Below are 24,964 nucleotides of genomic sequence, written 5' to 3'. Positions count from 1 at the left end.
ATTGGAATGTTTCGAAAGGTCCCGAAAACGCTCACCGCAGTGGGTCTGTGCCTGACGTTCAGCGCCAGCACCTTGGCCGCCGACGGGTTGGTGGTGTCCAACTGGGATGGCTATATGGCCCCCGATGCCATCGACAGCTTTAACGCGGCCAGCGGCAACAGTGCCGAATTGGTTCTGCATGGCACCAACGAAGAGATCATGGGCAAGCTGATTGCCTCCAAGGGCAAGGGATATGACGTCGTCTTTGTGTCGTCCCCTTTTGCCGAAGTGCTCCATAATCTTGGACTGGCCGAGGACCTGGACCACGCCAAGATCCCCAACATGGCGAACCTTTATGATCAGGCGACCAAACTGGAGCATGATCCCGGCAACATGTTTTCGGTTCCCTATGCCTGGGGGACGACCGGATTGTGCTATCGGTCCGACCTGGTGGCCGATACCCCCGACAGCTGGATGGACTTGCTGGATCCCAGCGACGACCTGAACGGCAAGACAACCATGCTCGCCACCGACCGCTGGCTGCTGGCTGCCGGTCAGTTGGCCAAAGGGTATTCGGTGAATGAAACCGATGGCGACAAGCTGAACGAAGTCCGCGACCTGCTGATCCAAGCCAAGAAGACGTTGCTGGCCTATGACGATACCACCTTTTACGCCAAACTGGTGTCGGGCGAGGCGGAATTGGTCCACGCTTGGGATGGCTGGTGCAACTATGGCATCGGGGAAAACGCCGACATCAAATATGTGATCCCGAATGAGGGTTCGGATCTGTGGGTCGACACCATGGTGATCCTTAAGAATTCGGAAAACAAGGACGCGGCCTATGCGTTCGTGGATTTCATTCTGGATGCCAAGAACCACGGTTGGGCAGCGGAAAACATCCTGTACAAGGTGCCAAACGAGCCGGCCATGTCAGCCCTGTCCGCCGATTTCATTGCCAGTTTTCCGAATATGGGTCTGACCCCGGATACGCTGGTCGGATACGAACAGCTGCGCGATGTGGGCGAGGCAACCCGGGCCTATTCCCGCGCCGTGTCTGAAATCAAGGCCGCCAACTGATCCCGATCCCAGTGGGATACTTGGCCCGGTGCTTGAATGGCGTCGGGCCGCCTTTTCCAATCAAGTTGACCGGGTGATCTGATCGCCTGCGTCCGTGTGACGAGCCCCTGATGACTGACCGCAAGTCCCTGTACCTGATGTCCCCGGCCCTGGCATGGCTGACCGGCCTGATGGTGATCCCCTGCCTGCTGATTCTGGCCTTGGCGTTCTTTCGGCGGGGCATTTATGGCGGCATCGAATACACGTTTACGCTGGAAAATATCTGGCTGGTTTTTGATCCGCTCTATGCCGGGATATTCCTGAAATCCGCCTGGATCGCCGGGCTGTCAGCCGGGATCGCGGTTGTTGTCGGGTATGCTGCGGCCTATGCGATAGCTGCTGCGCCCGCCAGGCGCCAACCAATCCTGCTGTTCTTTGCGGTTCTGCCGTTCTGGTCAAACTATCTGGTGCGAACCTATGCCTGGATCGTGCTGCTGAACCGCGAGGGGCTGATTGCTTCGCTGGTTCAGACATTTGGCTATGAAGGCGAACTGCCCAAGATGCTGTATACCGAAAGCGCGGTGGTGATCGGGCTCGTGTACAACTATTTGCCGTTTGTCATTCTGGCCTGTTATGCGCCGCTGTCCCGGCTGAATCCCGAAATCACCGAAGCCTCGCGCGATCTGGGCGGGTCGGGGTGGACAACGTTTCGCCGGGTGACCCTGCCCATGACTGTTCCAGGGATCGCCACCGGATTTGTCTTTGTTTTTGTTTTGTCGATCGGAAATTTCGTAACCCCCGCCTTGTTGGGGGGTGGTCAATTCCAGATGATCGGCAACCTGGTCTATGCCCAATTTCTGACCGCCAACGACTGGCCGTTTGGCGCGGCACTGTCGATGTTTCTGATCGCGATCATGATGGGGTTGCTGACGCTTCAGACGTTTGCCACGGAACGCGCCTCGGGCGCACGTGGGGAGGGCAGCTGAGATGCACGGTCAAGCCAATCGCCGCCTGATGCTGATGATCCTTTCGGCCGTTTTTGCCTTTCTCTATATCCCGATTTCGGTGCTGTTTGCCCTGTCGTTCAATGACGGTGGCCTGCCGACGGCATGGACCGGATTTTCGACCAAATGGTATGGCGCGCTCTTTGCCAACGACGAAATCATCGGTGCAGCGTTGAACACGCTCTTTGTAGCCGTCGTATCAACTGTTCTGGCCACTATCCTGGGCACCCTGTTGGCCATCGGCGTTGAAATCCGCCGTCGCAAGGGGCGCTTCATCGAAACCATCATCTTTGCCCCGATGATCATTCCCGACATCGTGCTGGCGATTGCACTGCTCAGTTTCTTTTCCTTGCTGAATGTGACCATGGGTCTGCACACGGTGATTGTCAGCCACGTTGTGTTCAACCTTGCCTTTGTCTGTTCCGTCGTCCGCGCACGGCTCAAGACGTTCGACTGGTCGATTGTCGAGGCCTCGGTCGATCTGGGAGCTTCGACCCCGATCACTCTGTGGCGGGTGGTTTTGCCGGTGATGCTGCCCGCGGTGATCGCTGGGGCGCTGCTGGCGTTCACCTTGTCTGTGGATGAATTCATCATCGCCTTTTTCACCGCAGGTGCCGGTCGGGATTCAATCACCTTGCCAATGCAGATCTTTGCCATGATCCGCTTTGGCGTCACACCGGAAATCAACGCATTGGCGACTCTTGTGATGACATTTTCCGTCATCGCGCTCGCCCTGTCGCAACGTCTCAACCGCGGAGGGCTTCCGGGACAATGACCCAGACCTTGCTGTCGCTCAGAAACATAGAAAAGCGGTTCGGCGCGATCAAAGCCGTGGCCGGGATCGATCTGGACATCCGCGAAAACGAATTCTTTGCCCTGCTGGGGGCTTCGGGCAGCGGCAAGACCACCCTGCTGCGGATGCTGGCCGGATTTGAAACACCCAACGCCGGGTCCATTTTGCTGGATGGGCAGGACATTTCCGACATTCTCCCCAACCACCGCCCGGTAAACCTGATGTTTCAGTCCTATGCCCTGTTTCCGCATATGACGGTGTTCCAGAACATCGCCTATGGGCTGGAGATGGAAAAGCTGCCCAAACCCGAGATCAAACAGCGGGTCGATGAGATCCTGGAAGTTATTCAGCTGTCGCCGCTCGCCAACCGCAAACCCGACCAACTGTCGGGGGGGCAACGTCAACGGGTCGCCCTGGCCCGTGCGTTGGTCAAACGGCCCCGGCTGCTGCTGTTGGATGAACCGCTGGGCGCACTGGACAAGAAGCTGCGGGGTGACATGCAGCTTGAACTGAAACGCATTCAGCATGAATTCGGCATTACATTCATTATCGTGACCCACGATCAGGAAGAAGCCCTGGTGATGGCGGATCGGATTGCCATTCTAAAGGACGGCAAACTTCTGCAATGCGGCACACCGCACGAAATCTATGAACACCCCCAAAGCCGCTTTGCCGCCGACTTTATCGGTGTGATGAATTTCCTGCCGGTCCAGCGGGTGGGCGATGCGTTGGTGGCCCAGGACGGCACCCGAATTTCCGCACCTCTGGATCATGACACCGTCGACGGGGAACGGGCCGTCGCCGCTGTGCGCCCCGAACGACTGCGACTGGGACAGCGCGATGGCGACAATACCCTGACCGGCCGTGTCAGTGCCGTGGCCTATCACGGGCTGGATCTGCAGGTACATCTGAACACTCCCTTGTCCCCAGATCCAGTCATGGTGCGCCTGACCGCAGATGCCGCCGAAGGCCAGCCGCTGACCATCGGCGAACAGATCACTGTCAGTTGGACGGCCAAAGATACCCGCGTTTTTGCCGTCTGAGCACGGCCCCGACCCAACCGGCCGCAACAGCCGGAGCACACAACAGAGGAGAAATTCATGGAACAGAAAACCTTTGCCTTCTTCCCCGAGGCAGCCTTTGGTCCAGCCCTGAATTCAGTTGGAATCGCGCAGGCGGTCGAACGCAAAGGCCACAAGGCCGTGTTCCTGTCCGATCCCGGTTTTGTCGATGTTTACAAGGGATATGGCTTCGAGGCCCACCCGGTGAACCTGTCCGAACCCATGCCCGCAGAACAAATGGCCAAATTCTGGGAGGACTTCATCAACGGTCACATCCCCAATTTCCGCAAGGCCCCGATCGATCAGATCGACAATTATGTCAAGGAATGCTGGGAGGCGATCGTAGACAGCGCCAAATGGGCGCAAAAGGATTTGCCCGGCATATTGGCCGAAATCAAACCTGACGTTATTTCCGTGGACAATGTGATCCTGTTCCCGGCCATCAAACAACACGGTGTGCCTTGGGTGCGCATTATCTCCTGTTCGGAAAACGAAATCGAAGATGACGCCATCCCACCGCATCTGTCCGGTATGTCCGAGAACGATTCCGAAGGACATGCCGCCTTTCGCGCCAAATTCCACGAAGTCATCAAGCCGATCCATGACGACTTCAACGCGTTTCTCGCCGCAAACAACGAAGACGCCTATCCGGTCGGCCAATTCTTTGAGGCCTCGCCGTATCTGAACCTGCTGCTGTACCCGGAACAGGCGCGTTATAACCGCCCGGTACCGCTGGATCCGGCGCAGTTCCAGTACCTCGAAGGGTGTGTGCGTCAGGACGACCCCTATGAGGTGCCGACGTTCAAAAAGAACAATGATGGCCCTCTGCTTTACGTCTCCTTCGGATCGCTTGGTGCCGGTGACACCGATCTTCTGAAACGGCTGATCACATTGATCGGTAACAGTCGCTACCGTGCGTTGGTGAATGTGGGGGACTACAAGGACGACTATTCCGACATCCCCGATAATGTGATCATCGACAGCTGGTTCCCGCAGCCCTCGGTCATCCCACAGGTCGATTTGGTGATCCACCACGGAGGCAACAATTCGTTCACCGAATGCCTGTACTTCGGCAAGCCCGCGATCATCATGGCCTATGTCTGGGATGGGCACGACAATGCCATGCGGGTGCAGGAAACCGGTCACGGGTTCCGGTCAGATCGCTATGACTGGACCGACCGGGAGATGATCGACAAGATCGAAGCCTGCCTGACCGATGAAGCCATGGCAGCCAAGTTGCGCGCGACCTCTGAACATATGCAATCGCAGAACGGCCAGGAAAAGGCCGCCAGCCTGCTGGTTGATCTGGCGGAGAAAAACGCGTGACCAACCTGTCCTCCTCGGCGCCCCATATCCATGGGGCGACCACCTATGACGATCTGGTCGATTGGGGCCCGCAACCGGACATGACGGTCGGACAGTCCCATTCTACCGGACGTTTGCTGCACAAGGGGCCAGACAATTCGCCGGAAACCGGTGTCTGGGTCTGCACTCCCGGGACCTGGCGCATTTCGGTACCGCGTGATGAATTCTGTCATTTCGTCGCCGGTCACGTGATCTATCGCCGGGATGGGTCGGACGAGGTGATCGAGGCCGGGCCGGGCACCTGCGTGCTGTTCCCCGCCGGTTGGGAAGGCACAGCTGAAATCACCGAAACCCTTCGCAATATCTACATGCTCGTCTGAAGAGGACCCAATGACCATGAAAGCCCCCCTAATGCGCAAGCCTCTGGAGATCACCGACACGGTGGACTGGGGCATTATTCCCACGATGATCGAAGGGCAAAGCCACACCTCGGGCCAGGTTCTTTACAAAGGTCCCAACGGTGAAAGCGAATGTGGTCTTTGGATCTGCACGCCCGGCAAATGGGAATGCCACGTCACCAGAGACGAATTCTGCCACTTTCTCGAAGGGCGCTGTACCTACGTCCACGACTCCGGCGACGTGATCGAAGTCACGCCAGACACGGCTGCCTTTTTCCCCCAGGATTGGAAGGGTGTCTGTACCGTCCATGAAACGGTCAAAAAGGTCTATATGATCCGATGAACCGTCCGACATCCTCCAATGCTCCGCTGTCCTCTATCGACCTGCCGACCCCGGCGCGGGTCTTTTTGACCCGGCAGGGGATGGGTGGGCGTGTGCTCGAACGGTTCGAGGCCGACGCGTCGCCCCGGCGCTATTTCAGGGTGGTGGGCGAAGGCGTGCTGTTGATGGAGGAACGTCGGGATCCAACAGGCTTTGCAGCCTATCTGCGCCTGTCCCATCACCTGAACCTTTTGGGGCTGTCAGCCCCAAAGGTGTTCGGAGCCGATCCGGTGCATGGGTTGGCGTTGGTCGAGGATTTCGGCGATGGAACCTATACGGCCTGTCTGGCCCGTGGAGACGACGAAACAGAGCTCTATGAATTGGCGATTGATACGCTGCTGCACCTGCACCACGCGCCCCGCGGCAAGATGGTGGCCCAATCGCAATTCGATATGCCCATGCTGCTGGACGAATTGGGAATTTTTGCGCGCTGGTTTGCTCCCGCAGTGGTGCCGCATCTTCAGGTCGATCAGTTTACCGACCGGTTTCTGTCGCTCTGGCATCAGGCGCTGATCACTGTGGCGACACGGTGGGACACGCTGGTGATGCGGGATTTCCATGTCGACAACCTGATGCGTCTGGACGGGCGCACCGGTATCGCGCGCTGCGGCGTGCTGGATTTTCAGGATGGTGTTCTGGGGCCCTGTGAATATGATCTGGTGTCGCTGCTTCAGGACGCCCGACGGGATCTGTCCGATGGGCTCGAAGAGGCGATGTTGGCGCGCTATCTGGCTCATGCGCCACACCATTTGGGGGGCCCGGACGACATCCGCCACCGCTATGCCCTGTTGGGTGCCCAGCGCCACGCCCGTATTCTGGGGGTCTTTGTTCGCCTATGCCTGCGGGACGGCAAGCCGCGATATCTGCGGTTTCTGCCTCGGGTGTTGGCCCAGTTTCGTACAGCTCTGAGCAACGCCGGGCTTGGCGAGATCGAAGCCTTTTTGGACACCGAATTGCCAGACTGGACCACAAAGGCGCTCGATCTTGAGCACACCCTGGCAACCAATCAAGGAGTGTCCCATGCGTGACGCGCTCGCCCCCTGCTATTACCTGTCGCCGACCTATGTCCCAACCGAAGGGCCAACCCAGATGGCGGTTGATCCGGCAACCCTGAAGGACATCGCTCCTGTCGGCACCCCGTCCCAAAGCCAGCTGGACCACATTCTGGATCGGGTAAACGCTGCGCAAAAGAAATGGGCCGCAATGGATTGCAAGTCGCGCGCTGGTTTACTGCATGGGATCGCCGACGCCATGGAGCGGGCCGACATGACCGACATCGCGATCATGATGACCCGAGAGATCGGCAAGCCCTATCCTGAAGCGATTGGAGAGATCGCCAATATCGCGCCTGTGTTTCGCTATTTCGCCGAGTTGGCCCGCGACGATGCGGGCAAGATCGCAGGTACCATGCAACCGGGCTCTTTTCAGTTCCAAACCTATGCGCCCTACGGTGTGTCGGTGCATATTGTGCCCTACAACTTCCCTCTCATCCTGGGATGCTGGACCATTGCCGCGTCTTTGGCGGCGGGAAATGGAATCGTGCTCAAGGCCGCTCCGGCAGGATCGCTGTGCACGCTGTCCTTCATGCGGTTTTTTGACGGGCTGCCCACTGATCTGGTGGCTTGTGTCACCGGCGGCGCAGAGGTTGCGCAACAGCTGATCGCCAGCCCCAACACCCATGCCATCGCCTTTACCGGCTCCGCAGATGTCGGGCGGCAGGTCGCGGTGCAATCGGCCGGGCACATGAAACCTTGCGTTATCGAAGGCGGCGGCAATGATCCGATGATCGTCACCCGAAATGCCAATATTGCAGTGGCCGCCGCCGGGGCTGTGACCGGGGCCTATCTGCAATCTGGACAGGTCTGCACCTCAACCGAGCGGATTTACGTGGATGACGCAGTGCATGATGAATTTGTCGCGCTCTTGATCGAGCGGGCCCGGCAGCTGCGGGTCGGCAACGGGATGGGCGTGGCCGAGATCGGCCCACTGGTCTCACAGGCTGCGCGTGACAAGGTACTGGGCTGGATCGACCGGGCCCGCGCCCAGGGGGCCACCATCGCATTGGGCGGTGGCGTTCCGGCAGAGCAGCCCATCGGCTGGTTTCTGGAACCCACTGTCGTTACCGGTGTGACGCCGGACATGGATCTGTTGAACGAAGAGATCTTTGGCCCTGTTGTGTCGGTCGTGCGCACCGCGTCATTCGACGAATCCATAAGGTTGGCAAATGCCTCTGACCTGGGGCTGGGGGCCTGTATATTCACCAATGATCTAGGTGAGGCCCATGACGCGATCAACCGGCTCGAGGCGGGCATGGTCTGGGTCAACAACCCGCTGGTGGACAACGACGCCCTGCCCTTTGGCGGGGTCAAGAAATCCGGCATGGGGCGGGCGTTGGGGCGCCATGGGTTGGACGCATTCCGCCAACCCAAGATGGTCATCCTGGACCCCGTCGCCAAAGAAGCCGACTGGTGGTACCCCTATCCGGACGATTGGTTTCTGGAGTCGGGCGGGCGCAAGCATGTCTGACCTTTGGCCTATTCGCCTTTGGTATCCCGAAAGCCCACGATGAGACAGGACACCAGCTTTCAGAACGCCCACAAAACACCCTATTGGGCCGAAACCGTTGCAACGACACCGACGCACCCGGCGCTGCACGGCGATGTCACTTGTGACCTGGCAATCGTGGGCGGAGGTTTCTCGGGTCTTTGGTCCGCGCTCATGGCGCGTGACCGGTTTCCTGATGCGCGGATCGTCCTGCTGGAGGCAGACCATTTGGGCAATGCAGCGAGCGGTCGCAACGGCGGGTTTTGTGCTCCCAGCATATCGCACGGGGTATCCAATGCCCTGTCGCGCTGGCCCGACGAGGCGGAAACATTGATCCGACTGGGCCGCCAGAACATGAACGAACTGGAGGTTGACCTGGGCCGGTTCGATATCGACGCCGAATTCGAGAGACCCGGCAAATTGAACCTAGCCGCCACCCCATGGGAAGCCGAGGGGTTGAAAACCATGCAGACGGCCCTGACCCGGTTCGGAATAGGAACCGAATACCTGGAAGGCGCGGCCCTGAGGGCGCGACTGAACAGCCCCAAATACATTGCTGGCCTCTACGAGACAGATTACGCCCTCTTGAACCCGACAAAAACAGTACACGGGCTGGCCCGGTCTGCGTCAGATCAGGGTGTAGAGATCCACGAACACAGCGCCGTAACAGCCTTGTCCTCGCACTCCGACGGTATCACGCTGAACACCCGCGCCGGCCGGGTCATCGCCCGTCAGGTCATTCTTGCTACCAACGCGTCTGTTCCCCTGCTCAAACGCCTGCAATCCCGGATCATTCCGGTTTTCGACTATACTCTGATGACTGAGCCGCTCAGCGATGCTCAGCTCCATGCGATCGGGTGGACCGGGCGCTATGGTATCGCAGACAGCGGCAACCAGTTTCACTATTCGCGCAAAACGGCTGACAACCGCATTTTGTGGGGTGGGTATGACGCAATCTATCACAGGGGCAACCGTCGCGACGCCGCTCTGCTCGACCGACCGGAAAGCTATGCCCGTTTGGAGGCAAATTTCCGCGCGACCTTTCCGGCACTGGGCGATGTTGCCTTTTCACACGCTTGGGGCGGGATCATCGATACGTCGGCCCGGCTGACCTTCTTTGTAGGCACCGCCATGAAGGGGCGGCTGGCCTATGCCTTGGGGTTCACCGGTCAGGGCGTTTCTGCAACCCGATTTGCAGCATTGACCATGCTGGACCTGCTGCAAGGGAAACAAACGGAGCGCACACAATTGCGCATGGCGCGCAGTTGGGCACCCCCGTTCCCCCCCGAACCGTTCCGGTCACTGGCTGTATCCTGGGCCCAGGCCGATCTGTCCCGCGAAGACCAAACCGGGCAGCGGTCGCTTTTTCTAAAAGCGCTGGACCGGCTCGGCATCGGATTCGGATCCTGAAGACCCCACCTATTCGGGCATGCCGGCTTTGCGCAACCCAGAGATATAACGGTTCGCCGCGCCAGTCACAGCAAACACATTGCGCGCCTGAATCGAGGCGATGCTATCATCGGGTTGCAATCGCAAGGCGTCGGCCACTGCTTTGGTTGCAGCGTCATCCTGTCCCAACTGGGCATGGGCTGCAGCTAGAATCCTATACAAGGTGGTATACCCCACACTGATATTCAGCCCTTCGCGGGCCAATTTCACAGCGGCCGCGTCGTCCCCGGCCTGCAGCGACGCCATGGCCAGGCCGCCCTGGATCGACAACGCCCAGGGGCTTTTCCCACCCAGCACATGGGCCTTTCTTAGACAATCCAGCGCCTCGTCATGATCGCCAATCCAGATATAGGACCACCCGCTGAGCGCCAGGGTCACGAAATCGGACGACGATTGACGCAGCGCATATTCGACAACCGACCGCAAACGGGAGGGTTCTCTGAGTTGGGAATATGTCGTCACCCCCAGCGCCAACCGCAACAGAGAGTGATTTTCAACCAGCGGCGCAGCCGCCGCGCACCACATCGGCACCGAAGACGCATATTGCTCGGTGACCTCGTCATACCCCATCGCCGTCGCCGACAAATAGGAGACCAAGGCCAGCGCAAAAGGATGCGGCAGAGATGGATCCTTGGTGATCGCGGCGCTGGAATATTTGAGCGCCGAGGCAAAGGCATCCGGGTCCAACCGGTCAATCGCGATCTGACCCCGCAATTCGCATTGGTTCGCGCTCATGTCTGCGATTGACAACTTGTCTAACTGTCTGCGTTCGCTGTCAAAGGTTGCGGTCATCACCTGGTTGACCAGCGTTTCGGCAGTTTCATCCTGCCAATCAAACGCATTGGCCAGATCGCCGTCAATCTTGGTCGACCACAGCTCTGTCTGCTCGGGGTCAGTGTACCGCACCTCCAACCGCAACCGCCCGCCGCTGGCCCGAATGCGCCCAGACAGGGCATAAGCCCGCCGTCCTGTGTCACGCGCGCTCACCGATAGCCAATGGGTTGCGCCCAAATAGGTCATCAAATCCCCAGTCAAAGCATCACACAGCTCGCGCACTTCGTCCCGCTGGTCCGACGTCTCAAGGGGACGCACCACAATCTGAGGGCGTTGAGACGCATCGACCCCGCTCACCTTGCGCCCGGGCAACGACCCCCGCGTCCAGACACGTACCGGTTTGGAGATGTTTTTGAGATCATGTTCACCGGCATCGTCAAACGACGGCCTGAGCGTTCCATCCAAGCTGCCGAATACGGCGTCGGAAATGGCGATACTGCCAGGGGCGGCGATCTTTTCCAACCGCGCCGCGACGTTCACTCCGTCGCCAAACACATCTTCTTCTTCTTCGATCACATCCCCCAGATGCAATCCCAGCCGCAATTGCATCGACAGCTCAGACCGGGACCCGTCACGCGCCAATAAGTCCTGGATTTGAAGTGCACAGGTCGCTGCGTCCGAAGCGGCCTGAAACAGAACGATCCAACCGTCGCCCATGCTTTTGACCACCCGTCCCCGCCGCGAGGCCACTGTCGGTCGGAAAATCTCGGATCTGAGCCGCCGAAGCGCCACCAGCGTTCCTTCGGTATCTTTGCCAAGCAGCTCTGAATAGCCCGCGACATCTGCCGCCAAAACTGCGGCGAGACTACGTTTCATTCAACGCTCCCCCCACACGAAAAAATCTACCCGCCCGCAACAAGTCTGGCCAAATAATGGCCAACAAACAAGGTTTTCCTCTGATGACCCTGCAAACCGCCGCCGTGCTCCGTGCAACCACGGCGGCCAGAGCAGATGTTGAAAAATTCGTAAAAATCCAATAAGATCCTGAAATTCAATACATTATGAAAGGTGTTCCTGTATGGCCCTGGACATAAGATTGCTGCAACGCCGATTAAAGGAACTGAAATGCTACGCCGGACGCATTGACGGCATCTGGGGACGCAATACGGAAAAAGCGGTCTGCACCTTTCAGAAAAATACCGGGCTGGATCCCGACGGGATCGTCGGCCCCAAAACACTGGCGGCCCTGAACATCCAGCGACCGGATCTGGACAGTTCGGTGGCGACAGCAGCCGAGTTGGTCAAGATTTCGTACACCGTCAACAAACAGGGTGTCGAAGCAGTCAACAAAACACTGAAACAGGACCATGGCGTCTGGATCACCAGCCAATGTCCCGTCAAAGGGGTGGAAGCCTATCTGCTGAACAATCGCTGCCTGCTGGTACCTGGCAGCAACTCCTTCTGGGATTATGCCAAGTTCAACTTTCGACTGTTGAACCTTGGAATGCCCCGTCTGGGGTTCGGGTCACGCAACAAAACCAAGGGGTTCGGGAGAGGCACCGCGCCGCCGGACAAAAATGGAATCATCTGGCACCAAGGGTTCCTGACCCATGCCAACCACATCAGCAAATGGATCGGCAACAATCCTGAACATTGGCCCCGATTGGTGGTCGGCCATTCCCTGGGCGCAGCATCGGCCCAAATCCTGTCCACAATCTGGACTGCGCCGTCGATCGGTTTTGCCGCGCCACGGATCCTTAAATCAAAGGCACCGTCAACCTATCGGAACCTGTCCCTGTCCATCTGCAGAACAGACGATCTGGTATGCCGGTTTCCACGCGGTTTCGAAAGATTGGGGGCCTCCAGGACTTTGATTCACAAATCGCCGCGCAAGGGTCTGAACCACAACATGGCAGCTTATATTGACGCGATGCACAATCGGATTTCGGGCCTTGGCATTCCCGACCATTGGGCTCCCTGAACCAACGGTGCCGGACAATTGATGCAATCAGGTCCGGCAGGTTAAAGGACATCACCGTCCGCACAATTCCCCTGCCCCAACGTCACAAATCAATCGACTTACAGAACCCGCCATTAATTTGATCAAATGTAGTGACAAGCTCCCGGACCTCGGTTACATCTGTCCCAAGATGAATGGAGCCTCTCATGGATCTCACAGATCTCGCCACCATCCGAATTGCCGCCTGTGACCTGAACGGTCAGATGCGCGGCAAACGCATGCCTGCGGACATGGCCGACAAACTGGATCAGGGTTCGGCCCGAATGCCGGTGTCGACAATGAACGTGGATCTGTTTGGATGTGACATCGAAGACAGCCCACTGGTGTTTGAAACCGGGGACGCGGATGGCATTCTTCTGCCGACCGAACGCGGGGCAGTTCCGATGCCCTGGTTGCCCACTGAAACCGCCTTGGTACCGATGGTTATGCACGCTGATGATCAGGCACCGTTCATGGGTGACCCGCGTCATGCGCTGGCCGATGTGCTGGGGCGCTATGCAAAACGAGGCTGGACCGTTGTCGCAGCGACCGAAATGGAATTCACTCTGCTGGACGCCAGCGGCACGTCTCCACAGCCGCCGCTGAACCCGGTATCAGGACGCCGGGTCAAGAACGAAGCCGTTCTGTCGGTCGGGCAACTGGACGCTTTTGATGCATTTTTCACCGACCTCTACGACGGCGCAGCGCAGATGGGCATTCCCGCCCAGGCTGCGATTTCCGAAGCGGGTTTGGGTCAGTACGAAATCAACCTGAACCATCAGGAAGCCATGAGATGCGCAGACGATGCGTGGCTTTTCAAGGCGTTGGTGCGCGGCTTGGCCCGCAAACATGATTGCGCCGCTACCTTTATGGCCAAACCCTATCCAGATGACGCAGGCAATGGGATGCATGTGCATTTCTCGGTTTTGGACAGCGACGGGAACAATGTATTTGACGACGGAACCGAGCGTGGGTCTGACCTGCTGCTGCAAGCCGTTGCCGGATGTATCGCTGCAATGCCGGCCAGTACCTTGATCTTTGCTCCGCATGGCAATTCCTACCAACGGCTGGTGCCCGGTGCCCACGCCCCAACTGGTGCAGCCTGGGCCTATGAAAACCGGACTGCCGCAATTCGCATTCCGGGGGGATCACCCAAAGCGCGGCGCATTGAACACCGGGTCGCCGGTGGCGACACCAATCCCTATTTGATTCTGGCCACTCTGCTGGGGGCTGCACTGATCGGCATAGAAGATGAGATGACGCCCCCGGACCCGATTTCCGGCAACGCGTATGACGTGCCGGACCTGCCACATCTGGCCCCCGATTGGGCGACCGCCATCGACCGGTTCGAAACCGATCCTCTGATCGCGCGGATCCTGCCCCCCATGTTGATCCAAAATCTCGTCATGACCAAGCGTCAGGAAATGCAGCGCTTTGATGACCTGGATCCGGACCAACACTGGCTGACCCTACTGGAGACTGTCTGAGTCCCCCTTGCCTGGTGGATCATCATGGTCTACGTTCAATTTGATCAAATCTGGTGACTTATGAAAATCGGCATTCTGCAAACCGGCCATGCCCCGGACGCTCTCATCGAGACGACGGGAGACTATGACGTGATGTTCGCCAATCTGCTGGCGCAGAACGGGGTGACATTTCAAGGCTACGCGGTGGTTGATGGCGAGTTTCCCGCAAATGGTGCTGAGGACGCGGATGGTTGGCTGATCACCGGATCGCGGCATGGTGCCTACGAAGATCACAACTGGATTCGCCCACTGGAAGACCTGATCCGCGACATCGACGCCCAGAAAAAACCACTGATCGGTGTGTGTTTTGGACATCAGATCATCGCCCAGGCCCTGGGTGGAAAGGTCGAAAAATTCGACGGTGGGTGGGCCATTGGCAGAGTCAGCTATGATCAGAACGGCGATACTGTCACCATGAATGCCTGGCATCAGGATCAGGTGGTGGACCGCCCGGACCGCGCCCGCGTTCTGGCAGGCAACGCATTCTGTGAAAACGGCATCCTCGCCTATGACGACCATATCTGGACCGTTCAGCCGCACCCCGAATATGGCGCTGATTTCATTCAGGGGCTGATCGACCATAGAGGACGCGGTGTGGTGCCGGATGACGTTCTTGACGCTGCTGCGGCCGACCTGCACGGCCCCGTCAGCAACCCTGAAATTGCAACCTTCATGAAAGCATTCTTGACGAAAGAGAGGACCTGATGGCCGACTGGACAGACAACCTGCCTGACGCCGCGAAAACCTATCTGGAGGGCCGTCGTCTCGACGAAGTTGAATGCGTTATCTCGGACCTTCCGGGTATTGCCCGAGGCAAGGCAGTACCCGCCACCAAATTCGCGCGTCAGGATTATTTCCACCTGCCTGACAGTATCTTCTTTCAGACCATCACCGGAGGCTGGGGCGAAGCCGCAGACGATGACGGGTTCATCGAAAAAGACATGACTCTGCGCCCCGATTTCACCACCGCTACGGCTGCGCCCTGGACCGGGGACTGGACATTGCAGGTGATCCACGACGCCTATGATCGCGATGACAACCCGATCCCCTATTCGCCCCGCAACGTGTTGAAGCGGGTTGTAAAGCTCTATCATGACAAGGGTTGGAAACCGGTTGTCGCTCCGGAAATGGAGTTCTTCCTGGTTGCTCGCAACATCGACCCGGCCCAAGAAATCAAACCGATGATGGGTCGCTCTGGCCGTCCGGCAGCGGCACGACAGGCATATTCGATGACGGCCGTGGACGAATTCGGTCCCGTGATCGACGACATTTATGACTTTGCCGAAGCGCAGGGGTTCGAGATCGACGGTATCACCCAGGAAGGCGGCGCCGGTCAGCTGGAAATCAACCTGCGCCATGGCGATCCGGTCAAGCTGGCGGATGAGGTGTTCTACTTCAAACGCCTGATCCGCGAAGCCGCCCTGCGTCACGATTGCTTTGCCACCTTCATGGCCAAACCGATCGAGGATGAACCGGGCAGCGCCATGCACATCCACCATTCGATCATCGACATGGCGACCGGGGAAAACATCTTTTCCGGGCCCCAGGGCGGCGAAACGGATGCCTTCTACAACTTTATCGCGGGATTGCAGAACCACCTGCCCTCGGGGTTGGCGGTAATGGCACCCTATGTGAATTCCTATCGCCGCTACGTGAAGGATCATGCCGCTCCGATCAATCTGGAGTGGGCCCGCGACAATCGAACCACTGGCATTCGCGTTCCCCTGTCCGGCCCTGCGGCACGCCGCGTCGAAAACCGGATCGCTGGTATGGACTGCAACCCTTATCTGGGTATCGCGCTGTCCCTGGCCTGTGGGTATCTGGGCCTGATCAACGAAGAGCGGCCTCGGCGTCAATTCAAAGGCGACGCCTATGCGGGCGAAGGCGATATCCCCCAGGTCATGGGACAGGCGCTGGATCTTTTTGAAGAGGCCACCGCATTGCACGAAGTGTTGGGAGCCGATTTTGCGCGGGTCTATTCGATCGTGAAGCGGGCAGAATATGATGAATTTCTTCAGGTGATTTCACCCTGGGAACGCGAACACCTGTTGATGAACGTCTAAACGATTCAGGAGACGACGATCTTCTAGCCGCCCGACCCTGGTCCGGGCGGCTTTTTTCACGACCAGAGTGATATTAGAGGTCACCCCGCAACAGATTAGAAAATTTTTGCCGTCTTGGGCGTCCAGCCAAGCGCTTCTGCTTGGCTTCAACCCGGCTTTGTTTTATATTTTTGAAAGGTTAACTTCAGGTTTTTGAAATATGCAACAACCACCAAATGTCCACGACGCCGAACCAATCCCATCTGCCGCACTGGCGGCCGTGACGGAGTTGATGAAGTCAGGGGACCTGTTTCGCTATAACTCCGACAATGCCCCGGTAACCCTGTTGGAACAGGAATTTGCCGCGCTTTTGGGGGCGAAATACGCGCTGGCAGTCTCGTCATGTTCCGCCGCATTATTCCTGTCGCTCAAGGCGTTGAACCTGCCCCGTGACGCGCGGGTTCTGATCCCGGGGTTTACGTTTGCCGCTGTTCCGTCGTCCGTGGTTCATGCAGATTGCATTCCCGTCCTGTGCGAGGTGGGGGACAACTATCGCATCGACATGGACGACTTTGCACGCAACCTGGACGATGTGCAGGCCGTCATCATCAGCCACATGCGCGGGCACACGTCGGACATGGACGCCATCATGGCCCTGTGCAATGCGCGCGAGATTCCGGTGATCGAAGATGCCGCCCATTCGCTGGGCACCACCTGGCACGGCAAGAATATTGGTACGATTGGGCGGATTGGGTGTTTCTCCTTCCAGTCATACAAGATGATCAACGCCGGTGAAGGTGGCATTCTGATCACCGACGATCCCGACCTTGTCGCACGGGCCGTCATCATGTCCGGCGCCTATGAACACAACTGGGCCAAACACAAAGGTCCCCATGGCGACAATTCATCGGATCTGGAGGCCGCTTTTGCCAAGTGGCAGAACCAACTTCCGCTTTATAACCTGCGTCTCAATAATCTGAGTGCCGTGGTGATCCGTCCCCAGATCCCTGAACTGGCCCGACGGGTGCGCGACGGTTTGGCAAACCACGACTATGTCGCGGGCCGCCTGAACAGCGAAACACCGTTTATTCAGGTGCCGCCCCCCCTTCCGCCAGAACAGCGGGCCCCGGATTCGATCCAATTCAATCTGGTCGGTATGGAAACAGAGGAAATTCTCGCCTTTGCCAAAGCCGCCGCAAGCCGCGGGGTCAAAGTTCAAATATTCGGCCACAGCCGCGACAACGCCCGGGCCTATTGGAACTGGCAGTTTCTTGGGGAAATTCCGGAATTACCACGCACCCGCGACATGCTGATGAAAGCCTGCGATGTGCGATTGCCCGTGCGCCTGTCCAGGGCAGAGCTGGATGTGATTGCCGATATCCTGCTGAGCGCCGTGGAAGACGTGAAAAACCCGCCCCAAGCCTACGGCACCTGAACAGTCCCACACCCCAGAAAAAAGAAAAAAGGCCGGGTGATCCCGGCCTTATGTCATTTCAGCTTGGACAGTTTTGTTTGGAGTTCTGCAAGCTGCTTCTTGATGTCATCAAGATCTTCGCCCTTGCCCGCTTCGGTCGTGTCGTCGGGCGCGGTACCGGTTGGCCAATTGCCCAATCCGCCTGTCATCGCCTTTAGGAATGCCTCTTGCTGAGCCTGAAGTGCGTCAAAGCCAGGGATTTGCGACATCGGATTGATGGCGGTCATGTTTTCCATCATCTTGGACTGACTTTCCCGCAGCATCTCGAACGAACTTTGCAGGAACTGCGGCATCATTCCACCGCCAGGCAACATGTAAGAGCGAACCAAATCATTCAGAACATTCACCGGCAGGACGTTTTCGCCGCGGCTTTCGTGTTCAGCAATGATCTGCAACAGGTATTGGCGCGTCAGGTCGTCACCGGACTTGAGGTCCACAATTTGAACTTCGCGTCCGTCCCGGATGAACCCTGCGATATCCTCCAGTGTCACGTAATCGCTCGTCTCGGTATTATACAGCCGTCGACTGGCATAACGTTTGATCAGCAGAGGTTTTTCGTTGTCCGACACCTTGTTTGCCTCCCCGGTCATGATGCGTTGCAGCAAACACTATGCGAGTGCAGAACAAAAGAAAAGACTTTGCCATCCAGTTGGAACAATGTTCCAACTGCCCCCGTCAGGCCATCCAGCCCACCGGTCCCCCCGACGTAAAAAGGGCGGGCCTTGGCCCGCCCCCGCGAAAACACCATCTGGGAGGAGAATGATGTCTGTCGCGCTCGTGCTTACTTCGCTGTTGCCTTCTTGGCAGCAGTGGTCACCTCGTCGGTGGCCTTCTTGACAGCGGCAGTTGCTTCTTCGGTCATGTCTTTACCAGCCGACATCAGCAGTTCGACGGTGTCCATCTGAACTTTCTTGGCGATTTCAGCAAAGGCGGCCATGTTTTCAGCAGCAACTTCGGCAGTTGCGCTGGCGAAATCGGTGGCGGCTTTGGCGTAATCGGCCGGGTCGGTTTTGGCTTTGGACACGTCACCCAGTTTGGTCAGGGTTTCTTTGGTCCATTTGCTGGAAATCTCGGCCGATTTTTCGGCGGCTTCCAGAGCAACACCCGACAGACGCTCGTTCAGAGCAGCGGTGTTTTTGAACGCGTCTTCCACGGCAGAAGTGTCTACCGGAAATGCGCCCATCATGTCTTTCATTGCGGCGGTGAAGTCTTGGGTTTTTGCCATTGTACTGATCCTAATTGATTGCTCAACGGGCCTGTCCCGTTCCATCTTCTGCAAATAATATGCTTTCTGCGATGCGGCATTTCAAGTATTTTTTGCTGCACCGCAGCATTTTTTGCCAATACCCTTTTAAATCAACGACTTGCTTTCAGATCAACATAGGTACCCGGAGCAGGACAGATCGGGTCATACGCCGAATCGCCAATTTCACGGGCCGGGACCTGCTTGCCCGACCGTTTCTTCAGCCAGGCTTCCCAGCGCGGCCACCATGAGCCCTGATTGTAGGTCGCGCCCTCCATCCAGTCAGCGTTGTCCAGCTTCAGGTCGTCGTTGGTATAGTGACCATATTTGTTCTTGGATGGCGGATTGACGATACCGGCGATATGCCCGGATTCGGACACGATAAAGGTCTTGCTGCGCGACCCCATCTTTTGCACACCTCGGTAACAATCTTTCCAGGCTGCGATGTGATCCGTCTCGCAAGTGATCGCCATCAGCGGAACATCCACATCGCTCAGCTTGAGTGTGTGACCCATCAGCTCGAACCCGTCTTCGGCAAACCGATTGCTCTGACACAGGCCACGCAGGTATTGAGTCGCCATCTTGGCTGGCAGGTTGGCCCCATCCCCATTCCAATACAACAGGTCGAACGCCGGCGGTGTTTCTCCCATCATGTAACTGCGGATAGCAGGGCCATAGATCAGGTCGTTGGACCGCAGATAGGAGAATGTCCGTGCCATGATCCACGATCGCAGAATACCTATCTCCTTCACCTCCTCTTCGATCCCGTCGATGAAGTCATCCTGCAGGAAGGGGGTGAATTCGCCTTGCTCCGAGAAATCCGTCAGCGCGGTAAAGAAGGTCGCCGATTTGATCGACTTGTCGCCCCGCTGTTTCAACAGGGACAAGGTCAGGCTCAACGTGGTGCCCGCGATACAATAGCCAACCGCGTTGACTTGCTTGACCCTACAGATCTCCTTGGCCTTTTCGATGGCGGTCAGGAAACCATCCTGAATGTAATCCTCCATGCCCACGTCGGCATAGGATACGTCCGGGTTGATCCAGCTGACCACAAACAAGGTATACCCCTGTTCGGTGATCCATTTGATCATGCTGTTCTGGGCCTTGAGGTCCAAAATATAGAATTTGTTGATCCAGGGCGGGAACAGTACGATGGGGGTATCGTGCACTGTGTCAGTCACCGGTTTGTACTGGATCAGCTCCATCATCTTGTTGCGATAGACCACATCACCGGGGGTCGTGGCGATGTTGCGTCCCAATTCAAACGCCTTTTCGTCAGCCAAACGCACAACCAGCGCGCCATCGTTGGCTTCGAGATCGGCAACCAGGTTTTCCAAACCCTGAACCAGCGATTTGCCTTCGGTCTCCACCGCTTTTTCCAGCGCATCCGGGTTTGTGGCCAGAAAGTTCGTTGGAGCCATCAGGTCCACGATCTGCTGCGAAAAATACTGCAGGCGCCGCTTGTCTTTGGCGTCCAGATCCTCGACCTCGTCTACCGCTTTGGAAATTGCGTCGGCGTTGGTCAAATACTGCTGCTTGATAAAGTGGAAATAAGGGTTGTTTTCCCACAGCGGGTTGGAAAAGCGGCGATCTTTGGGTTTCTGCTGCGGTTCATCCGTCGTGACCGCAGTCAGAGCCTGTTGGGCTTCGGCGAAATTCAGCACGGATTTGCCCCAATATTCAATCTGTTGTTGCAACAGATGTGTGGGATCCTGCAGCGATTTGCTCCAATAGGCCGTTGCTGCGCGTGCGAACAGCTCTTGATTCGGCCCATCAAGGGCAGAATTATGCGGCGTCTTATTCGCCATTGCGTCAACAAGCCGTTTTGTCAGCTCTTCGACTTTTTCCATATTTTCCTGAAGGTGTTCAATATGTTCTGGGCTCAACGCCGAAGTACCTTCATCACTTGTTGTCATTTTAAGGAATCCCCCCTAATCTTTCTGCTGTGCAGAATATCCGGCCTTCGGATATCGGGCAAAGCGACGAAAGGTCCGATTTACGTGAATCTTTTGTAACGTATGTTCCGGATGCAGGAAAAGGAGACGTACATGCGCTATATGATGACTTACGACTTGATGGAAACGGCCCGGAACACGAACCAATGGCTCGGGGCTACGGCATCAGCCATGGCATCGTATCCCATGTTCAGTGCGTTTCCCAACCCTGCACTCAATTGGATGGCCGCCTGGGGCGAGGTCACGGAACGCACGTATCAGCGCATGGTCGTCAAACCTGACTGGGGCATTCGCACCTTTACCTGCGAGGATGGCAAGGACCACCTGGTCGAAATCACCCCTGTGATTGAACGTGACTTTGGCGATCTCCTGCATTTCCGCGTCAACGGACGCAAGGAACAACCCCGCAAGGTTTTGGTGGTTGCGCCGATGTCCGGTCACTATGCGACCCTGCTGCGCTCCACTGTCAAAAGCCTGCTCGTGAACTGCGAAGTCTATATTACCGACTGGCACAATGCGCGTGACATTCCGGTATCCGCTGGCAAGTTTGACGTCGAGGACTACACCCAGTATCTGGTTGATTTCATGCGGGAAATGGGTCCGGAAACCCATGTCGTCGCGATCTGTCAACCTGCCCCGCTAACGCTGGCGGCCACGGCCTATCTGGCCGAACTGGACCCAGCGGCACAGCCGACCACCCTGACCCTGATCGGCGGCCCCATCGACCCTGATGCGACCCCCACCGAAGTCACCGATTTTGGCCGCCGGGTCACCATGGGCCAGCTCGAAGAAACCATGATTCAACGCGTCGGGTTCAAATACAAAGGCGTCGGGCGGATGGTCTATCCGGGCCTGCTGCAGCTGTCGTCCTTCATGTCGATGAACAGCGAACGCCATTCCAAAGCCTTTAACGACCAGATCATGCGCGTATCGCGCGGCGAAGCATCGGATCATGATGCCCACAACCGGTTCTACGATGAATATCTGGCCGTGATGGACATGACGGCGGAATTCTACCTGTCAACGGTCGAGCGGATCTTCAAAAATCGCGAAATCGCGCGCAACGAATTTGTGGTAAATGGCCACAAGATTGATCTGAGCAAGATCACCAATGTTGCCGTCAAAACCGTCGAAGGCGCGAATGACGATATCTCTGCTCCGGGGCAATGTATCGCAGCGCTGGACTTGTGTACGGGCCTGCCCGACAGCAAGAAGGCCAGCCATGTTGAACCCGGCGCAGGACACTATGGTATCTTTGCCGGGCGTAGCTGGCGCGACAACATCCGCCCGTTGGTGATTGATTTCATGAACAGCAATGTGCGCAAACCCAAACGAGCCAGCAAGCCGGCGAACAAAAACTCGGCCGCCTGATCGTGGCCCTGGACAACGTCCCTCTGAACTTTTCCTGCACCTGCGGGGAAGTTCGGGGCGTTGTCGATATCACTGCCCTGAGAGACGGCGCGCATATTGCCTGTTTTTGCCCTGATTGCCGCGCGGGTGAGCTGTTTTTTGATCAACCTGATCCGGCACCTGGACCTGTCGCCCTGTTTCAAACTGCACCGGACCGCCTGACCTTCCTGCGGGGCCAGGACAAGCTGGGCCTGATGCGGTTGGGCCCCAATGGGTTGTTTCGATGGTATGCCACCTGCTGCAATACGCCCATCGGCAACACGTTGAAAACTCACAAACTTCCCTTTGTTGGTATCCCCGTGGCCAGGTTCGCTGCGCCTGAACGCCTGGGCCCGGTGCAGGCACAGGGGTTCATTGTGACATCGGACGGCAAAAAGCGGCACAAGGGCGCAGGGCGGATGGTCTGGCGTATGTTTTCGCGGTTCCTCTCTGCCTGGATGTCCGGACGTTGGCGCAACACGCCATTCTTTGACGTGGAGACCGGCAAACCCGTTGCCAAAGCGAAGATCCCGACCCGTGAAGAACGTGCCGCGCTCTATCGGTGAGCGATCAGCCATAACTCCACGAACAGCTGGCTTCCGTCGTGCAACGGACCCCCTCCCACAACGGGGCGCAGGTCTGGCCTACCCTTCAGCCACCTTTGCAAGATGCTCCATACGCTTGCGGCTCTCGGCACGGAAGTCATGCGCCTGTGCAAACGCAAGCGCATTGCGGCAACGCTCGGCCAGCTGCACGCGGTTTCCAGCGGCCTGGGCCACAGCGTCTGCCAATTCCTGCGGCCGTCCCGCCGGGCTGGTCCACCCTGCGATTGATGCGCCAGCCAAAGCAGACCACATCCGATTTTCATAGCCGATAACAGCAAGCCCGCACCCCATGTTTTCGATATAGGTGCAGGACGGATCAGATTGCTTGTGACAACACAGAAAAATATCCGCGTTCTGGCGCAGATGCGGCACCAGTTCCGTTTCGAAATCCAGCGGTTCGTGCAACCGCACCTGCGGCGCAAGACCACCCGCCTCAATCTGGTTGGCTATTTCATCCCTCAGCTGGCCCGCGCCAAAAATATCCAGCGAATACGTCACGCCCCTTTGGGACAGCGCCCGCGCGACGGGTATCAGATCCTGCGCGCCCTTCATTGGCTCCAGCCGGCCAGTATAGACCAGCCGCACGGGCGCAGCGGACAGGAGCCTGTCGCATCGTGCGTCCATTTCGGTCTTGGTTGCAAACAGGCCCGGAGACATCCGATTGTCCAGATACAACAAAGCATCCGGATCACTTTTCCTGCACAGGGAATGCGCCGGATATCCATTTGCCTGCAACCCCTGCGCAGAGGCCATGAACCGGCGTCGACGCAGTTCCCGCGCCATCAAACGCAGGGCGGATATACAGCGTCTGGGCAGGCTGCGCCCCGGTGTCAGGAACAGGATCTTCAATCGCGTTTCCAACGTATATTCAAGCGTTACAACCAGCCGCGCCCCCGCAGCCTGCACTAGTGGGGCCAACCCCAGGTTCCGGTCGTCATCAGCGCTGCACATCACCAGATCATAGCCTTCGAAATGGGCTTGTGTCAGGCGCTCGTCTTCTTCCAAGACATGCAGGCCAAATGTCTCCTGTGCAGGGTTGATCACCCGGGCTCCAAATGGAATGCTGCGCGCGCCGCGGCGCAGAATACAATCGAATTGGCCTGGCCAGAGGTCCGACTGAAGCCGCATGCCCTCGACGAATTTTGCATCCAATGTCATCCCGTCGGGAACCGGGATGACCGGGGCCGGGGCAACCATCAACAACCTCAAGGAGCGGTCCGTCATACCGTGCCTGTTGGCATGGACAACCATTGCCCCAAAACCTGCGTCACCGTTTCGGGCGTTTCCACCACAGGCAGGTGACCTGCATTTTCCAGCACATGCAACCGGGCGTTGGGCATCAGTTCGGACATGAATTCATGCCGACGCACCGGCACCATTGCGTCGTGATTTCCGCACAGGATCAACGTTGGCACCCGCGATTTGCGCAACGTGGCCTGCTGGTCCTTGCGTCGCTGCAAGGCCCTGGATTGGCGCAGATACAGGTCGCTGCCCAATTCTTCGCCCATTTGCCAGAACCGATTCAGCACCTCCATCCGTTGCGGGCCAGGTGCCAGAAACTCGGGCCGCATCGTCTCGCGCATCACATCGGCCAATTGTCCGGCCTGTACCCGCACCAGCATCGGTTCGCGCGCGGCGGCCTCGCTCGGCGTTTCCGCCAGCGGACTGGTCCCCATAAGGCAAAGGCGGGTTATTCGCTCCGGGAGCCGGCGCAGCAGTTCCATCGCGACAATGCCGCCCATGCTCAGCCCGCACAACGCGAAGCGCTCTGGCAATTGACCCAGCAACGACATGGCAATGTCATCAATCGTTTCGCCCTGCGTAATCGGTGCAACCATGACCGCCCGATCGCGCGAAAGGTGCAGAATTTGATGCGCAAATATCCGGGCGTCGCACATCATGCCCGGAACGAGAACCAAAGGTTCGATCATTGACTTGCCTCTAAAATGAGTAGCTGCCCGAATGGTCCCATTGTGCGGCTTTCAC

At 57.7% G+C, this 24,964-nt stretch carries 23 protein-coding genes; 17 read left to right on the top strand and 6 right to left on the bottom strand.

What is annotated here, in order from left to right; all coding sequences use genetic code 11:
- The first annotated feature begins 6 nt into the window (after window positions 1-6).
- The 10 genes from QEZ52_RS06485 (at window position 7) to QEZ52_RS06440 (ending at window position 9,932) form a co-directional block, all read left to right on the top strand.
- Window positions 7-1,056 carry a spermidine/putrescine ABC transporter substrate-binding protein gene (locus QEZ52_RS06485; protein ID WP_406648737.1) on the top strand — a complete coding sequence of 350 codons (1,050 nt, stop codon included), beginning with the start codon at window positions 7-9 and terminating at the stop codon, window positions 1,054-1,056.
- Between the two features lie 110 nt (window positions 1,057-1,166).
- Complete coding sequence (locus QEZ52_RS06480) at window positions 1,167-2,021, top strand: ABC transporter permease (RefSeq protein WP_406648736.1); 855 nt, start codon at window positions 1,167-1,169, stop codon at window positions 2,019-2,021.
- Window position 2,022: 1 nt separating this feature from the next.
- On the top strand, window positions 2,023-2,814 hold the full coding sequence (locus QEZ52_RS06475; protein ID WP_406648732.1) for an ABC transporter permease: 792 nt from the start codon (window positions 2,023-2,025) through the stop codon (window positions 2,812-2,814).
- Window positions 2,811-3,875, top strand: a complete 1,065-nt coding sequence (locus tag QEZ52_RS06470; protein ID WP_406648730.1) for an ABC transporter ATP-binding protein — start codon at window positions 2,811-2,813, stop codon at window positions 3,873-3,875. Before QEZ52_RS06475 ends, QEZ52_RS06470 begins: the two co-directional genes overlap by 4 nt.
- A gap of 57 nt (window positions 3,876-3,932) precedes the next feature.
- Window positions 3,933-5,219, top strand: coding sequence for a glycosyltransferase (locus tag QEZ52_RS06465; protein ID WP_406648728.1), 1,287 nt, complete (start codon window positions 3,933-3,935; stop codon window positions 5,217-5,219).
- A complete protein-coding gene (locus QEZ52_RS06460) occupies window positions 5,216-5,578 on the top strand; it encodes a cupin domain-containing protein (protein ID WP_406648727.1) in 363 nt (120 codons plus the stop codon). The genes QEZ52_RS06465 and QEZ52_RS06460 overlap by 4 nt, the downstream gene beginning before the upstream one ends.
- A gap of 16 nt (window positions 5,579-5,594) precedes the next feature.
- Window positions 5,595-5,939, top strand: a complete 345-nt coding sequence (locus QEZ52_RS06455) for a cupin domain-containing protein (protein ID WP_406650352.1) — start codon at window positions 5,595-5,597, stop codon at window positions 5,937-5,939.
- Complete coding sequence (locus tag QEZ52_RS06450) at window positions 5,936-7,006, top strand: aminoglycoside phosphotransferase family protein (protein ID WP_406648726.1); 1,071 nt, start codon at window positions 5,936-5,938, stop codon at window positions 7,004-7,006. The genes QEZ52_RS06455 and QEZ52_RS06450 overlap by 4 nt, the downstream gene beginning before the upstream one ends.
- The gene (locus tag QEZ52_RS06445) at window positions 6,999-8,504 is read left to right on the top strand and encodes an aldehyde dehydrogenase family protein (protein WP_406648724.1); all 1,506 of its coding nucleotides are present in this window, start codon (window positions 6,999-7,001) and stop codon (window positions 8,502-8,504) included. The genes QEZ52_RS06450 and QEZ52_RS06445 overlap by 8 nt, the downstream gene beginning before the upstream one ends.
- Window positions 8,505-8,543: 39 nt before the next feature.
- Window positions 8,544-9,932: an NAD(P)/FAD-dependent oxidoreductase gene (locus tag QEZ52_RS06440; RefSeq protein WP_406648723.1), complete on the top strand. Its 1,389-nt coding sequence runs from the start codon at window positions 8,544-8,546 to the stop codon at window positions 9,930-9,932.
- A 9-nt stretch (window positions 9,933-9,941) separates the two neighbouring features.
- Here QEZ52_RS06440 and QEZ52_RS06435 read toward each other — a convergent pair whose 3' ends face one another.
- Complete coding sequence (locus tag QEZ52_RS06435) at window positions 9,942-11,621, bottom strand: adenylate/guanylate cyclase domain-containing protein (protein ID WP_406648721.1); 1,680 nt, start codon at window positions 11,619-11,621, stop codon at window positions 9,942-9,944.
- A gap of 202 nt (window positions 11,622-11,823) precedes the next feature.
- On the opposite strand from QEZ52_RS06435, the gene QEZ52_RS06430 reads away from it, so the two are divergent.
- The 5 genes from QEZ52_RS06430 to QEZ52_RS06410 all read left to right on the top strand — a co-directional run bounded on the left by QEZ52_RS06430 (window position 11,824) and on the right by QEZ52_RS06410 (window position 17,747).
- Window positions 11,824-12,726, top strand: coding sequence for a peptidoglycan-binding protein (locus QEZ52_RS06430; protein WP_406648719.1), 903 nt, complete (start codon window positions 11,824-11,826; stop codon window positions 12,724-12,726).
- 185 nt (window positions 12,727-12,911) lie between these two features.
- Window positions 12,912-14,231, top strand: a complete 1,320-nt coding sequence (locus tag QEZ52_RS06425) for a glutamine synthetase family protein (RefSeq protein WP_406648718.1) — start codon at window positions 12,912-12,914, stop codon at window positions 14,229-14,231.
- Between the two features lie 60 nt (window positions 14,232-14,291).
- Window positions 14,292-14,975, top strand: a complete 684-nt coding sequence (locus QEZ52_RS06420) for a type 1 glutamine amidotransferase (RefSeq protein ID WP_406648716.1) — start codon at window positions 14,292-14,294, stop codon at window positions 14,973-14,975.
- Window positions 14,975-16,333, top strand: a complete 1,359-nt coding sequence (locus tag QEZ52_RS06415; RefSeq protein ID WP_406648715.1) for a glutamine synthetase family protein — start codon at window positions 14,975-14,977, stop codon at window positions 16,331-16,333. Before QEZ52_RS06420 ends, QEZ52_RS06415 begins: the two co-directional genes overlap by 1 nt.
- A gap of 199 nt (window positions 16,334-16,532) precedes the next feature.
- Complete coding sequence (locus tag QEZ52_RS06410) at window positions 16,533-17,747, top strand: DegT/DnrJ/EryC1/StrS family aminotransferase (RefSeq protein ID WP_406648714.1); 1,215 nt, start codon at window positions 16,533-16,535, stop codon at window positions 17,745-17,747.
- 53 nt (window positions 17,748-17,800) lie between these two features.
- On the opposite strand, the gene phaR is transcribed toward QEZ52_RS06410, so the two are convergent.
- The 3 genes from phaR to QEZ52_RS06395 all read right to left on the bottom strand — a co-directional run bounded on the left by phaR (window position 17,801) and on the right by QEZ52_RS06395 (window position 20,945).
- The gene (gene phaR, locus QEZ52_RS06405; protein WP_406650349.1) at window positions 17,801-18,355 is read right to left on the bottom strand and encodes a polyhydroxyalkanoate synthesis repressor PhaR; all 555 of its coding nucleotides are present in this window, start codon (window positions 18,353-18,355) and stop codon (window positions 17,801-17,803) included.
- Between the two features lie 212 nt (window positions 18,356-18,567).
- The gene (locus QEZ52_RS06400) at window positions 18,568-19,011 is read right to left on the bottom strand and encodes a phasin, PhaP (protein ID WP_406648713.1); all 444 of its coding nucleotides are present in this window, start codon (window positions 19,009-19,011) and stop codon (window positions 18,568-18,570) included.
- Window positions 19,012-19,142: 131 nt separating this feature from the next.
- Window positions 19,143-20,945, bottom strand: a complete 1,803-nt coding sequence (locus QEZ52_RS06395) for a PHA/PHB synthase family protein (RefSeq protein WP_406648712.1) — start codon at window positions 20,943-20,945, stop codon at window positions 19,143-19,145.
- A 132-nt stretch (window positions 20,946-21,077) separates the two neighbouring features.
- Between QEZ52_RS06395 and phaZ the strand changes: the two genes are divergently transcribed.
- Both phaZ and QEZ52_RS06385 read left to right on the top strand, forming a co-directional pair.
- Window positions 21,078-22,355 (top strand): polyhydroxyalkanoate depolymerase, encoded by a 1,278-nt coding sequence (phaZ, locus tag QEZ52_RS06390; RefSeq protein WP_406648711.1) that lies wholly within the window; start codon window positions 21,078-21,080, stop codon window positions 22,353-22,355.
- A 2-nt stretch (window positions 22,356-22,357) separates the two neighbouring features.
- The gene (locus tag QEZ52_RS06385; RefSeq protein WP_406648710.1) at window positions 22,358-22,939 is read left to right on the top strand and encodes a DUF6151 family protein; all 582 of its coding nucleotides are present in this window, start codon (window positions 22,358-22,360) and stop codon (window positions 22,937-22,939) included.
- A 78-nt stretch (window positions 22,940-23,017) separates the two neighbouring features.
- Here QEZ52_RS06385 and QEZ52_RS06380 read toward each other — a convergent pair whose 3' ends face one another.
- Window positions 23,018-24,202, bottom strand: coding sequence for a glycosyltransferase (locus QEZ52_RS06380; RefSeq protein ID WP_406648709.1), 1,185 nt, complete (start codon window positions 24,200-24,202; stop codon window positions 23,018-23,020).
- The gene (locus tag QEZ52_RS06375) at window positions 24,199-24,909 is read right to left on the bottom strand and encodes an alpha/beta fold hydrolase (protein WP_406648708.1); all 711 of its coding nucleotides are present in this window, start codon (window positions 24,907-24,909) and stop codon (window positions 24,199-24,201) included. Before QEZ52_RS06375 ends, QEZ52_RS06380 begins: the two co-directional genes overlap by 4 nt.
- Window positions 24,910-24,964: the final 55 nt, after the last annotated feature.

It is taken from the genome of Aliisedimentitalea scapharcae, assembly GCF_045277565.1.
Lineage (GTDB): Bacteria > Pseudomonadota > Alphaproteobacteria > Rhodobacterales > Rhodobacteraceae > Aliisedimentitalea > Aliisedimentitalea scapharcae.
Note: the sequence above shows the minus strand (reverse complement) of the source record. Positions and strands in the feature narration are given on the sequence as shown.